Annotated in this window: 14 protein-coding genes; 10 read left to right on the top strand and 4 right to left on the bottom strand. The window is 58.0% G+C overall.

Annotated features, from left to right (window positions below):
- Nucleotides 1-59: 59 nt before the first annotated feature.
- The 4 genes from LAO20_15330 to LAO20_15345 all read left to right on the top strand — a co-directional run bounded on the left by LAO20_15330 (nt 60) and on the right by LAO20_15345 (nt 2,953).
- Complete coding sequence (locus tag LAO20_15330; GenBank protein MBZ5532800.1) at nt 60-737, top strand: phosphoribosyltransferase; 678 nt, start codon at nt 60-62, stop codon at nt 735-737.
- On the top strand, nt 734-1,447 hold the full coding sequence (locus LAO20_15335; GenBank protein MBZ5532801.1) for a dienelactone hydrolase family protein: 714 nt from the start codon (nt 734-736) through the stop codon (nt 1,445-1,447). The genes LAO20_15330 and LAO20_15335 overlap by 4 nt, the downstream gene beginning before the upstream one ends.
- A gap of 50 nt (nt 1,448-1,497) precedes the next feature.
- Entirely contained in the window at nt 1,498-1,953 is a 456-nt protein-coding gene (locus LAO20_15340; GenBank protein MBZ5532802.1) for a CBS domain-containing protein, read from the top strand.
- 196 nt (nt 1,954-2,149) lie between these two features.
- Nucleotides 2,150-2,953, top strand: coding sequence for a high-affinity nickel-transport family protein (locus LAO20_15345; GenBank protein MBZ5532803.1), 804 nt, complete (start codon nt 2,150-2,152; stop codon nt 2,951-2,953).
- 56 nt (nt 2,954-3,009) lie between these two features.
- Here the strand turns inward: LAO20_15345 and LAO20_15350 are convergent, their stop codons facing one another.
- The 4 genes from LAO20_15350 to LAO20_15365 all read right to left on the bottom strand — a co-directional run bounded on the left by LAO20_15350 (nt 3,010) and on the right by LAO20_15365 (nt 5,928).
- Complete coding sequence (locus tag LAO20_15350; GenBank protein ID MBZ5532804.1) at nt 3,010-3,435, bottom strand: helix-turn-helix transcriptional regulator; 426 nt, start codon at nt 3,433-3,435, stop codon at nt 3,010-3,012.
- A gap of 75 nt (nt 3,436-3,510) precedes the next feature.
- Complete coding sequence (locus LAO20_15355) at nt 3,511-4,218, bottom strand: ATP-binding cassette domain-containing protein (GenBank protein ID MBZ5532805.1); 708 nt, start codon at nt 4,216-4,218, stop codon at nt 3,511-3,513.
- Nucleotides 4,211-4,984: an ABC transporter permease subunit gene (locus LAO20_15360; protein MBZ5532806.1), complete on the bottom strand. Its 774-nt coding sequence runs from the start codon at nt 4,982-4,984 to the stop codon at nt 4,211-4,213. The genes LAO20_15355 and LAO20_15360 overlap by 8 nt, the downstream gene beginning before the upstream one ends.
- Nucleotides 4,981-5,928, bottom strand: coding sequence for an extracellular solute-binding protein (locus LAO20_15365; protein MBZ5532807.1), 948 nt, complete (start codon nt 5,926-5,928; stop codon nt 4,981-4,983). The genes LAO20_15360 and LAO20_15365 overlap by 4 nt, the downstream gene beginning before the upstream one ends.
- 742 nt (nt 5,929-6,670) lie before the next feature.
- Here LAO20_15365 and LAO20_15370 point away from each other — a divergent pair.
- From LAO20_15370 to LAO20_15395, 6 genes are all read left to right on the top strand, one after another.
- Complete coding sequence (locus LAO20_15370) at nt 6,671-8,185, top strand: hypothetical protein (GenBank protein ID MBZ5532808.1); 1,515 nt, start codon at nt 6,671-6,673, stop codon at nt 8,183-8,185.
- 485 nt (nt 8,186-8,670) lie between these two features.
- A complete protein-coding gene (locus LAO20_15375; GenBank protein ID MBZ5532809.1) occupies nt 8,671-9,606 on the top strand; it encodes a hypothetical protein in 936 nt (311 codons plus the stop codon).
- Nucleotides 9,603-10,835 (top strand): beta-ketoacyl-[acyl-carrier-protein] synthase family protein, encoded by a 1,233-nt coding sequence (locus tag LAO20_15380; GenBank protein ID MBZ5532810.1) that lies wholly within the window; start codon nt 9,603-9,605, stop codon nt 10,833-10,835. Before LAO20_15375 ends, LAO20_15380 begins: the two co-directional genes overlap by 4 nt.
- 9 nt (nt 10,836-10,844) lie before the next feature.
- Nucleotides 10,845-12,044: a beta-ketoacyl-[acyl-carrier-protein] synthase family protein gene (locus LAO20_15385; GenBank protein MBZ5532811.1), complete on the top strand. Its 1,200-nt coding sequence runs from the start codon at nt 10,845-10,847 to the stop codon at nt 12,042-12,044.
- Nucleotides 12,034-12,633 carry a hypothetical protein gene (locus LAO20_15390; protein MBZ5532812.1) on the top strand — a complete coding sequence of 200 codons (600 nt, stop codon included), beginning with the start codon at nt 12,034-12,036 and terminating at the stop codon, nt 12,631-12,633. The genes LAO20_15385 and LAO20_15390 overlap by 11 nt, the downstream gene beginning before the upstream one ends.
- A gap of 4 nt (nt 12,634-12,637) precedes the next feature.
- Nucleotides 12,638-12,889: an acyl carrier protein gene (locus LAO20_15395; protein ID MBZ5532813.1), complete on the top strand. Its 252-nt coding sequence runs from the start codon at nt 12,638-12,640 to the stop codon at nt 12,887-12,889.
- Nucleotides 12,890-12,891: the final 2 nt, after the last annotated feature.

Here is a 12,891-nt window from a genome sequence, read left to right on the forward strand (position 1 = left end):
CTCACTGCTTTGTGCCGCCCGGAAGCCCACGATGTCCTCAGAAGTGTGCGAGGTGCCTTATGTTCGAGGACAGAGTGGATGCAGGCCAACAACTCGCGCAGCGCCTGACCGAATATGCAGGCCGCCCTGACGTGATTGTATTGGGCGTTCCTCGCGGAGGCGTGCCCGTAGCGTTTGAGATTGCGCAAGCGCTGCACGCGCCGCTCGATATCCTGCTGGTCCGTAAACTGGGCGCTCCTGGGCAACGAGAACTTGCCATGGGCGCGATCGCCAGCGGCGGAGTCCGCATTATGAACGAAGAGGTTGTCCGCGATTTGGCCGTCAGTGAAGAGCAGATTGCAGCCGCCGTCGCCGAACAAGAGGCCGAACTGCAGCGGCGCGAGCAACTGTATCGCGGCGTTCGTCCCGGCATTTCCGTGCATGGCAAAACCGTAATCCTGGTGGACGACGGCATTGCCACAGGTTCAAGCATGTTCGCCGCCATCAGCGCGCTGCGCACGCTTCAGCCGAAGAAGATCGTCGTAGCTGTTCCGGTTGCGCCGCTGCATACCTATCACCAGATCAAGCGAGTTGCAGATGACGTTGTCTGCGCGCTCACGCCGGAAGGCTTCTTTGGGATCAGCGAATTCTATGGGAGCTTCCCGCAGATTGAAGACGCCGAGGTCAGCGCTCTTCTGGCCCGCTCCGCGGAAGAGTCGCGCGCCTTGCGCAAGCCGGAGAAACGAGGTGTCGCATGACAACCAAGCGGTTCGATCAACATGGGCCGGTCAAACCGGTCAGCATTGCAGTGGACGATATCGTCCTTCACGGCGATTTTCGCATGGTGAGCGACGCGCGGGGCTTGGTGATTTTCGTCCACGGCAGCGGAAGCAGCCGTTTCAGTCCCAGAAACCGCTACGTCGCGGAAGAGCTGAACAAACACGGGCTCGCGACCTTGTTACTGGACCTTCTGACGGAGGAGGAACACAGGATTGATGAGCAAACCATGGAGTACCGGTTTGACATTCCCATGCTCGCGCGACGGGCCACGCTGGTTGCGTCCTGGGCGCAGCGCCAGCCAGAGATGGGCCGGCTGCCCATTGGGCTCTTTGGGGCCAGCACCGGCGCCGCGGCAGCGCTGATCGCGGCCGCAAATCTAAGGGGTGAAATTGCGGCTGTGGTCTCTCGCGGCGGGCGCGCGGACATGGCAGCGGATGCGCTCGACAAAGTAAAAGCGCCCAGCCTGCTGATCGTAGGCGGAGAAGACGAGGTCGTACTTGACCTCAACAAGATAGCGATGGCGCGGATGCACTGCCCCACCAAGCTGCACGTGGTCCCCGGAGCAACCCATCTCTTCGAAGAACCTGGCACGCTTGAGGAGGTAGCAACCGTCGCCGCCGGATGGTTCGTTAAAAACATGAAAGACTTCGCGCTCCCTGCGCCGCCGAAAGCCGTCGGCTGGAAGTAAACAAGAAACCTACCGAACATTTGCCGAGATCGTTTCGCACGAGGTGCCATATGAACGTCGAAAATATTATGACCAAGCAGCCCGTCTGCTGCGGTCCTTCTGATACCGTGCAACACGTCGCTCAGATGATGCGGCAGAATGACATTGGGGCAATGCCCGTGGTGTCTGACCTGGTCTCCAAAGACCTGGTGGGCATCATCACGGACCGCGACTTGTGCATCACCGCCATGGCCGATGGCAGAGACCCCCGTACCACTCCCATTGTGGATTACTTCACCAAGACCGTGGTCACCTGCACTCCGGACGATTCCCTGGAACTCTGCGAGCAAAAGATGAAGCAGCACAGGGTCCGGAGAATCCCCGTGGTTGACAAGAAGAACGAGTGCGTGGGCATGGTTGTGCAGGCCGACCTTGCGCGCGTGGACAAAGCTGAGAGCTTCCTGGAAATGGTGGCTGAAATTTCCCGGCCAAGCGCCAAGCGCGCTGTCCCTCTTGCCGTGGCCTGATCACGAATGACGAAGCGCAGACCCGGCGCCAAGCCGGGTCTGACTTTTTGGGCGGCACGTCAGCACAGCTTCCTTTCGCTACCGCCGAATGGAGCAATTCGGGCATCTCTCAGCGCAAATTCGCCATGCAGCTTTCTGGCATCATCCAACGACCCCTGTTATCTTCATTTAAGAGTCAAAACTGATTCGTCAACAGATGACCGCCTTCTTCTCCATCATCGCCATCGGCTTCTTCCTGGGCATGCGGCACGCCACCGACCCCGACCACGTGATTGCGGTCACCACCATCGTAAGCCGGCAGAACAAGATCAGCCGCGCCGCCCTGACGGGAATCTTCTGGGGCGTGGGACATACTTTGACGATTTTTGTGGTGGGAACGGCCATCATTCTTTTTGGCGTGGTTATTCCGGCGCGGATCGGCCTCAGCATGGAGTTTTCCGTCGCGCTGATGCTGGTGATTCTGGGCGTGATGAACGTGGCGGCGTTTGTGCGTTCGGCGCGGTCCATCGCCAAAGTTCAGCAGGCGTCCACGGTGCACACGCACCACCACAGCCACGGCGATTACATCCACACGCATCCGCATGGCCACTTGCCGGAAGCGCATCCCCACGCGCCTGAGAAAACGCCGCTGGCGCGCATGGACCGTCTTTTCGGCGGCGCCGGCCTCTATCGCCAGTTCCGGCCGCTGTTGATCGGGATTGTGCACGGACTCGCCGGTTCGGCCGCGGTTGCTCTGCTGGTGCTGACCACGATTCGCGATCCTCGCTGGGCCATCGCTTACCTGCTGGTCTTTGGTCTGGGCACCGTTGCCGGCATGATGCTGATCACCATGAGCATCGCGTCGGTTTTCACCTTCTTCGGACGACGGCACGCGGCCTTCAGCGTCCGTCTGGGACTGGCGTCCGGGCTGCTCAGCCTGGCTTTTGGTCTGTTGCTGGTGTATCAGATTGGATTCGCCGGAGGACTCTTCAGCGGACATCCGCAGTGGACTCCGCGCTAAGCGTCACGCAAAGCTCGCTATGGTACGCGACCACGTGGGTCTTTCGGCAAAATGCTTTACTTCACCCGCATCAGCATGACTTCTGTAGATTTGATCAGTGCCGCGGCGAGCTGGCCTTTTTCCAGACGCATCTCCCGCGCTGCGTCCGCGGTAATGATCGACGTGAGATGTTGGCCCGCGATGGAGAGGGTGACCTGGGCCATCAGGCCCTCGACTTTCAGTTCAACAATCCGGCCGACGAGCTGGTTGCGCCCGCTGATCTTCCTGTAGTTCTCCCGGCGGTTTTGGATCGGACCGCGCTGCGGCACGGCCGGCAGCAAACGGTCAATCTCCGTTGCCGGTATCCGGTGGTGCCCGCCCGGCGTCTTCGTGGTCTTGATCTTTCCTTTGTAGATCCACTGCTTCAGGGCCGGATAGCTCACGCCCAGGACCTTACAGGCCTGGCGAACAGGATAAAACTTGGGTTCTGATTCGGCCTTCATGTTCAGGTTCTACTCCAATCCCCTTGCTTCAGCAACATTCGCAACTTTGCACCCATGCTTGTAAATCTGCCCCTGTCAAATCGGCGCCAACAGCGAACGCAGCAACGGAGTCGCTGGAGACCGGTAAAGTTCATCCCATGTGCCTTGCTGCACAATTCTTGCCTGTTCCAGTACGATCACCTGCTGCGGACACAAACGTTGCAGGACTTCAGCTTGATGATCAACAGCAATCATGCTGAAACCCATGGTCTGGCTCCAGAAGACCAGATCATCAATCAGTTCACGAACCAATTGTCGGTCCAAGCCGGCAAACGGCTCATCCAGCAGGACCAAGGGCGGCTTGCGCGCCAGCATCCGAGCCAGACTCACGCGGCGTGCCTGGCCGCCGGAGATCAACGACGCCGGCGCCGGCCACAGGTGGCCCAATTGCAAACGGTCACGCAAGGTTTCAATCCACTGTTTCTGTTCACCGTTAGCGGCACGTTCTTTGGAAATGCCGAACATGACGTTTTCGCTTACAGTCAAATGGGGAAACAGCCCCGGTTCCTGCGTCAGATATCCCAGCGGACGCTGGTGCAGCGGTCGCGATGGCGGAAACAGTTGCAGATTGTCGAGCGTCACGGAGCCGCCGTCCGGCTCTTCGATGCCCGCGATGCATGCCAGCACCGTGCTCTTGCCCGCGCCGGACGCGCCGAACAGCCCCACCGACTGTCCGCGTTTCAGCTCCAGTGAGACGTCCACCGTCAGTTCGCGGCGCTTCTTGATGATGTGGGCCTTAAGCATGGCGCCGCCGTTGCGCCAGCACGTGGACCAGCCAGGGAAGCGGCAAAGCCACCGCCAGAAAAACCACCAGCAGCGGCATCACCGCGGGCAAGCCGAAGCTTTGCAGGTTCACCCACACCTGTACCGGCATGCCGGAAGGATAGTAAGCCGTGACCACGACCGCGCCGAATTCGCCGATGGCCCGCACCCAGGCGATGCTCAGCGCCACCGCCAGCCCCAGTCGCGAGAGCGGCAATGTCACGCGCAGAAATACTTTCCATGGCGTCACGCCCAGCAAGGCAGCTTGCTTCTGCAGCATGGTTGGAACGGCATCAAAGGCGGCCACCGCACCCAGTACGTAGTAGCCCATGCCCACATAAACCTGCGTGTAGACAAACGCCGTGGCGCTGTTGGTCATCAGGATTCCAAAGCGTTCCATCCACTGTCCCACCGTTCCATAAGGACCAAACGCCAGGGTAAGCAGGATCCCCAGGGCCAGCGGAGGCGCCAGAATCGGTACCAGCAGGATTGCTTGCCACACCAGCCGTTCGCGCGTTCGGCAGAGCGCAACATATGCGGCCACCGGCGTGCCGATGGCCACGATGATCGCCATGGCAAACGCCGTCAGCAAAAGCGATACGCGGACGGAAGACAACGCGGGTCCGCGAACGTCTGGCCCCCATTGCCACGCGCCGATGCGCGCGAACAATGCTGTGAACGGATACAGAAGCGCCAGCGCGAAGAGCGTAGCGCCGGCCCGTGCCATCCAGCGGCGCTCGATTTTCATGCGCGCAACTCTGCGGCGTTCTCCAGCGGATCGTAACTATACCGGCGGAATATGGCTTGACCTTCATTGCCTTTGAGCCATTGCACGAAAGCGGCCGCGCCTTGGGGATTGGCGGCGTCCTTGAGGACCGCAGCATAATAAATGAGCGGCTCGGGACTATACGACTTACCGCCGACAGACAAACTCACGTCCGGATGGTCAGCTTGAACATTTTGCCTGCTCAGGTTGACGTCCTTAGGCAGCGCGATGTAGGGCAGATGGAAAGGGCCGGGCTGGATCTTATAAGCCGACGCGGCATCTAGTTCGCCGCTTTGCAGGCGCGCCATCACCGTCGGCTCCGTGAAGATCTGTTTCTCGTTGAGGGTTGAGCCCAGGACTTTCTCCACCAGGTCCGATTGGTTGTAAGCCTTGGCGGCCAGCATCATAGTAAAGATGATATTGCGCCCCTGCGGATCGGTGACTGGATCCGTGCGCCCGAACCGCAGTCCTGGCTCCCGCAGGATCTTCCACAAGTCTTCTTTGCCATTGGCGGCAGCTTCAAAGCGCGAAGCAAAGCGGCTCTTGGGGCTGTACGCGATCACCATTTCCGTGTAGGCGATAGCCTGCGCTGAATCAGCTTTGCCTGCGCGCAGAACGGTGAGCGCAGGTCCCGGTGTAATCGGGATGAAGACATCCGGACGGATACTGCCTCCAATAATTAACTGCGCCAGAGCGTTGGAACCCTGCGCCCGTCCACGAAACTCCAGTTGCAAGCTCTGTGCCGCGGCAGTTTTGATGGGGCCTTCCATCATGGAGCCCATGGAACCGGCATAGGCCACGTCCAGCGGCGCCAACTCAGCCGCCCATAGATTGGCAGGGAGTCCGGCAAAGGCCACTCCCAAAGCCAGCCAGCAGCCGCGCTCCAAAAGTTGTCTTCTGGTCAGACTCTTTTGCACATGCTTCATCGCTGTTTTCCAACAACAACAGGCGCTCTATTGCAGAACGCATGTTAGTTAACGATTTAATACGCCTTTGTTCGTCATTGTCAAATGGTTTTATGCGTATGCGTGACTCGCTCTTGACGAGACACACTAGAGCGCGATGGGCCGCCCATGCCGGCTGGGGAGGCCGTCTTCACAACGCGCGCCAGCAAAGTCGTGCATATGGCGCCGAGGACCGCCAGCCCAAGCTGACGGAAGCACCGCAACCTGTGAAATACGGAGTGCTCACCATCGGCTATTCCACCCCCGAACGCACGAGGGTATCCGGCTCTCTCCGCTGTTGCCGTCATTCTTATCCGGGTAAGCTAAGGTCAGATAGCTCTCTTCGTTTTCTGCTAAGTACAATCTCTAAGCAAGCCCATGATCCGGTTCATAGCTAGCGTATAGGTTTCTGAAGGCGTCGCCCCAGGGTGCCATTGCGGGTAGCCAGGGCCGCTTCTTGCGAGCTAAGTTATTGGTTTTTATGGCAAAACATTGATCGGCTATTACCCCACTCCAGCGAGAGCGTGTGGGTTAATTTTCTCTAAGACTAGTTTCGGAGAGACCCAGACCTAGAGACTGAACCTTGATTCAGCAGACCACATATTCCCATTTTGGAACTAGAATCTGAATTAATGGATCAAAATGAAAACTAAATCGAGGTAACAAACCACAAGTCTGCTATTGTGGGGCCGCCGCTCCCCCTTCAAGTCGAGAGACTTTCACTATGGCAGATCAGTCGCAACTTGTTGCTTCTTCAACTGCGGTAGTCAATGTCAATGCGCAGAACGGCGCGTTTCCCGTCGCCGCAAGACAATCTCAAGCAAAGCCCGCCGCCAACGAAGCGGTTCCCGCCATTCTTCTTGAAGACTCAACGGTTTTTGAGTTGTTCCCTGTCGTAGTACGAACTATCAATGACGCCGAGTGCAACATTGTGCGCGTAGGCGCTCCGGTCCTTACCGCGATCTCAACTTCTTCCATCGGGCTTGAGGCGGTGCGTCTCTTTCAAAGCGGCCACTCGGTTGGCGCGGTGAAGGCTGCGCTGGGGGAAAAACACGACAGCTCGGCGACCGACCTTTCTCCCCTCATCACCGCGCTACATAAGGCGCGAATCATCCGTCGCGCCGGTGGAGTCCTCATCTGCGACGAAGCGCCCAGTGCCTGGAAAGTTTTCACCCAGAAATGCGAATGGGCGGGCTTTGCGGCGCGGCGCGCTACGGTTGGCGCTCTTCTGAAGTACCTGCCGCTGCCCATGTCCTATTCGATTCTGTTTCATGCCCGTCCCCGATGGCCGCGGGCCAAGCGTCTTGGGGCATTGCACCTGACCCGGCAGAACCTCCAAGGCGTTTTCGGCAGCTCTCTTTTGCCGCGCCAGGTGGACAGAATCGCCCAAGACTTCATTTCTGAGCAGATACGGCGCGATCTGGACATCGAGATACTGAATGCCTTCTCCGATCTGAAGGTAGCCAGATGGATACGGCGGTCGTGCACCATCTCCGGCCTGGAATACCTGAATGAAGCGTTGTCCCGGAAGCAAGGTGTGTTGTTGTCGAGCTTTCACTTCAGTTCCGCCCATCTCATCATTCTGGTGCTCTGGTTGCACGGATACTCCTTCACCGGCGCAGGCGGCATCACGCGGGCCGCGAACACTCGAGTTCTGCCCTTTGACAATCCCGAGCTTCAAGCGCAACTGGGTGGATGTGGGAAGGTGAAATGGTTCAGCCACTTCAATTTTGACAGCGTTCTGGCCATGTGCAAGGCGCTGGAAACTGGCGGCATGGTCCTGGTTTATCCCGACAGCATCTGGACCCGCCCTGCCAAGCAGGTGGCCAAATATTTCGGACACGGCGCCGCCCAATACCGGCCGGCACGGACCATGGTGCCTTTCCTGGGCCAAAGAGCGGAAGCCAACAAGGGCGTACCCTGGATTTACAAGCAATCGCAAGCGCCGCTGATCCCATTGAAGCTGGTTCGCCTCTCCAACAGCCGTTTCCATTTGTCCATTGGCCCCGAACTCAAATTAGACCGCCAGGCTTCTGTCGAAGCCATTGCCGCAGAGCTGTACCGGGCGCTTGAGCGGGAGGTATGTACCGATCCAGCGGCATGGTCTTATTGGCGAATTCTTCATCAGTTCTTGATTTCTGGTGACTCACCAGCAGGTGAATCAACGGGGAAGGAACCAGCGAGGGAAGCTGATCTGGGTCCTTCTGCAAGCGGCCCCACTACGAAGGAAAGGAGATAACTCGTGAAAGACAATCTAGTCGTTGACGCAGTCTCAATGTCAGTTGAGACAGTAGAACTGGAAGATGTCGAATTGATGGAAGAAAGCTTCGCGGCTTCTTCTGACACCAACAACGTCGTTGCTGCTTAACTAACCGTTTCGCAACTGGGAGCCGCGGCCACGGGCCTTGCGCTTGTGGCTGCGCTTTCCCGTTGTGCTTTAAGAACGCGCTTACAAACCGCCGGGGGTCTCCGGCGAAACAAAAGTCCCAAGGTTCTAGTTTGCAACAACAACACAATTCGCAAGCCATTAAGCCGGCGTTGGCTGGGCCACTGGGCGCATGGGAGTTGTTTCCCGGAACGCATGTGCTGGGTATACGCGCACTGGACCGCTACATTCAGGCGCCTAGTGAGAAGTGCGAAGCGATTCAGCACGCCCTCTCCGCCATGGACGGCCAACATACTCTGGAGGAGATTGCGGACTCGCTGCGTTCCGCAGGCTGGGCGATGGACATGCAAGGTCTTTACCGCAAAGCAGCCGGCGCAGGTCTGATCGAAGGTATTCCCTTCGTGGGCGATATGAGTCGGGTCTCCTTGCGGCTGCTGGAACTGAACATCGAGCGCTTCTTCCGCAACGCCGTTTGGATTCGCAGGCTCTATCCGCAGTTGGCGTGCCTGCCGTTCCTGGCCATCACCGGCGCGATCACCACATTGTTTTACTCTGGAGTCAATTTCCTTCATCTGGCACTACCCAAAGTCTGGCGGCCTATCGGAGCGGAACAATGGATCGCGGTATTCGCGGGCATTCTGCTCTCCATCTTGTTGCACGAAGGCGCCCACGCTGTCACGGCGACCAGGTATGGCCTGGTGCCTTCGCGCATTCGTTTGCTTGGCTATCTTGGATTCATTCCCTATCTGGTGCTTTCGATACCCGGTCTGTACACTGTGCCTCCCAAGGCGCGGCTGAAGATCTGGGGGGCAGGGCCTCTGGGCAGCCTGATGGCTGCTTCGGTGGCGCAAATCGGCGCCGCTTTGGTGGGCCCAACCGGATTCCCTCACCTATGCCTGTCTACGCTCGCGCAAGTCAATCTCTTGGTCGCGATCTGGAATCTTTGCCCTCTGGTGCCGACCGATGGCTATTTCATCCTGTGTACTCTGGTTCGTTCTCATAACCTCCGTTTCCATGCCTGGAGCGCGATCGCGGACGTGTTTCGCCTGCGACGCAGGCCTTCGATGGTACTGATCATCTTCGGGATTCTGAGCGTGGGGCTGCTGGCCATTTTGTGGCAAAGGAATGTCTCCAGAATTCTGCACTTCTTCTCTCATTCTGTGTTGGGCTATGTGGTGATCGCGGCAGTCACGATTCTCTTGATTGTCCGCCAGATAATGCTTGTCTCCGCGCGCAAGTCGGCGATGGAAGCAGCGCAGGGGAGCAAATCATGAGCGCGGATCCAATCGTAGTTACAGGACTGGGGCTTGTTACCCCCATCGGGACTGGCAAGAAAGAGTTCTGGGCAGCGCTCTTGCGGGGCGAGAACGGGATTCGCCCCATCCGCACTCTTGACACTTCTTTGTACCGCACGCACCGCGGAGGAGAAGTCCAGGACTTTTCCCCTGAACCGTATTTCAAGAATACCAGCCCGCAAAATGTTGGACGCTGCGCCCATCTGGCCGTGGCCGCAAGCCGCCTGGCTTTGGAAGACAGCGGCATTGACCTCAACAGTGTTCAGCCTGCGCGCGCAGGCGTGGTATGCGGCACCACCATGGGTGAAAGCCCCACCGCGGAAAAACTCGATACCTGTATCGCATCCGGAGACATGCAAGCAGCCAGCGCCGTGGACATGTTCCAGTTCCCTTCAGAAATGGTGCCCATTGCGGTGGCGCGTGAATTCGACTGGAGCGGTCCGGCCAGCATCATGTCTACCGCTTGCGCCGCCAGCAATTACGCCATCGGCTATGCTGCTGATCTCTTGCGCATGGGCGTGGTTGACCTGATGGTTGCCGGCGGATCAGACCCGCTCTCGCGCGTGGTGTTTACGGGCTTCAATTCCATGTTGGCGGTCGCGCCGGAACGCTGCCAGCCCTTCGACCTTCATCGCAAAGGCATGTGCGTGAGCGAAGGATCAGCCATGCTGGTCCTGGAACGCGCCAGCCATGCTCGCCGGCGCGGCGCACCGATTTACGCTGAAGTGGTTTCCTACGGTACGAGCAATGATGCCTACCACATGACCGCGCCCCATCCTCAGGCCAGGGGAGCAGTGCGGGCCGTACAGCAGGCATTCCGGGAAGGGCAGGTGGCGGCCGACAGCATTGACTACATCAGCGCCCACGGTACCGGGACGCCCGCGAACGACAAGATTGAAACCATGGCCATGAAGCGTGTCTTTGGCGACGCTGCTTATTCCATTCCCATGAGTTCCATTAAATCCATGCTGGGCCACACCATGGGAGCAGCGGGAGCGATTGAAGCGGTGGCCAGCATTTTGGCGATTCAAAATAACGTGCTGCCGCCGACCATTAACTATTGTGAGCCTGATCCTGAATGTGATCTGGATTACGTACCCAACCACGCGCGGGATAAGAAGGTCCGTACTGTGCTGAGCAATTCCTTCGCCTTCGGAGGTAATTGTGCGGCGCTGGTATTGCGCGAATATTCGACCAACGGTCACTAGAGAGCCATCATGCGGAGAATCGTTGTAACCGGAATCGGTCTGGTGCTGCCCCTGGGAACGGGGAAAGAGCAGGCGTGGCAGGCCTTGTGCGCCGGGCAGGACGGCGCCTCTGATGTCTCAACCTTTGACACTGCCGGGCTGGGAACGGTGAAGGCCGCGGAGATCAAAGATGTAAGCCAATTGCGCGGACGCAAGAGCGTTTGGGCCGTGAGCCGCGGAATGATCATGGGGTTCGCCGCCGCCAAGCTTGCTCTGGAAGATTCGCAAATCACCGTCACTCCGGAAAATAAGGACAACATTGGCGTGGTTTACGGGTCAACATTCACAGGTTTAGCTCCCTTGGCGAAATTTGATCAGGAAGCGTTGCGCAACGGGCCTCGTATTGCCGATCCGCTGATGTTCCCCAGCACAGGATCGAGCGCACCCGCCTGCCAGGTGTCCATCGTGCTGGGAGTAGACGCATTCAACACCACATTGTCGAATGGCCAGACAGCCAGCTTGGATGCCATTCAGTACGGAATGCAATTCATTGAACTGGGCCGCGCCACCACAGTCTTGGCCGGAGGCGTGGAAGACCTGTGCTTCGAGCGTTTCTTTGGTTACCACACCCAGCAACTGCTTGCCGATTCAGCGGCCAGACCGTTCGATTCCGCGCGCACCGGCATGCTCCTGGGCGAAGGCAGCGCCGTCTTGGTGCTGGAAGACCTGGATTCCGCCAAGCAACGCCAGGTCCCGATCTATGCTGAGATTGCAGGCTACGGCGCCTATCTGACGCCAAAACCGGAAGAAGCCAGTGAGATCAATGCTGCTGTGCAATCCATGGGAAAGGCCTTGCAGCAGGCGGGCATGCAGCCGAGCCAGATTGACGCTGTTTTTGCCGGCGGCAATGGCAGCCACATTGGCGACTTTGTTGAAGCCCGCGCCCTGGCTGAGCTGTTCCAAGGCAGCGTTCCCAGCCTCACCGCGGTGAAATCCATGCTGGGAGAAACTTATAGCGCCGCCGGGGCCATTCAAAGTGCCGTGGCGGCCCTGTCGCTCTATCATCAAACCGTCCCTGGCACCATTCACTTTAGCCAGCCGGACCCGTTATGTCCGGTTGCCTCAGTCGTACAAACCACACAACCCAAAACCATGTCTTCCGTCATGGTCAACACCTTCGGAAGCACAGGAAACTTTGCGAGTCTCATACTAAAAAGCTATGAAAACTAAAACGTTTGTGAAAATCTGCTCTCGAGTTGCCTCCATTGCGGTGCTCTTCGCGGCGGCTCTGTCCGCGTCCGCAGGCGCGCCGCAAACGGTTTCACCGGGGTCAGCGGCCCCCGACCTCACGTTCAAAGACCAGTTTGAAAAGGAAACAAAACTGATCTCTCAGTACAAAGACCAGATGATCCTGATCATTGCCTGGGACCGCGTGGGAAATGACTACTTGTCGAACTGGATGAACGCGGTACGCAAGGTTTATCCGGGCGGGCCCAACCGGGTGGTTACATTTGTGTTCCTGGCCAATTTCAAGGGAGCACCCGGGTTCTTGCAGGACAACATCAAACGCAAGTACCAGAAGACGACGGATGGAAAGCAGAATGGAGCCATCCTTCTCGATTGGGACGGTACGTTCGCCAAGACCTTTGGCTTCCACGATGACGTGACCAACGTATATCTTGTGGATGCAAAAGGGATTCTTCGCGCCACAGCCTATGGCAAGGGGACTGGGGACGAAGTGCAACCCATCTTGCGTGAGATCGGCAATCTTTCGGCCAATGCTCCTAAAGGTCCAAATCCCACAGAATCGAGGCGTTAATTCCATGGAGGAACAGATTCGCAGCACGTTGACCAAGGCCGTCTCTGAGTTTCTTGAGCAGCCGGAAGAGTCCATTGATTGCTCCGCTGAACTGGCTGACGTAGGTGTTGATTCATTACAGGCAGTGCAGCTTCTGGTCTTGCTGGAGCGGACCTACCACATTGAGATCAGCGAAGAAGAGTTGAAAAACTTTACCTCCATTGATTCCATTGTGGCCCGTATATCCAAGCATCCCAAGATCGCGGTTCGGGCATAACG

It is taken from the genome of Terriglobia bacterium (genome assembly GCA_020072815.1).
Taxonomy (GTDB): domain Bacteria; phylum Acidobacteriota; class Terriglobia; order Terriglobales; family Acidobacteriaceae; genus Angelobacter.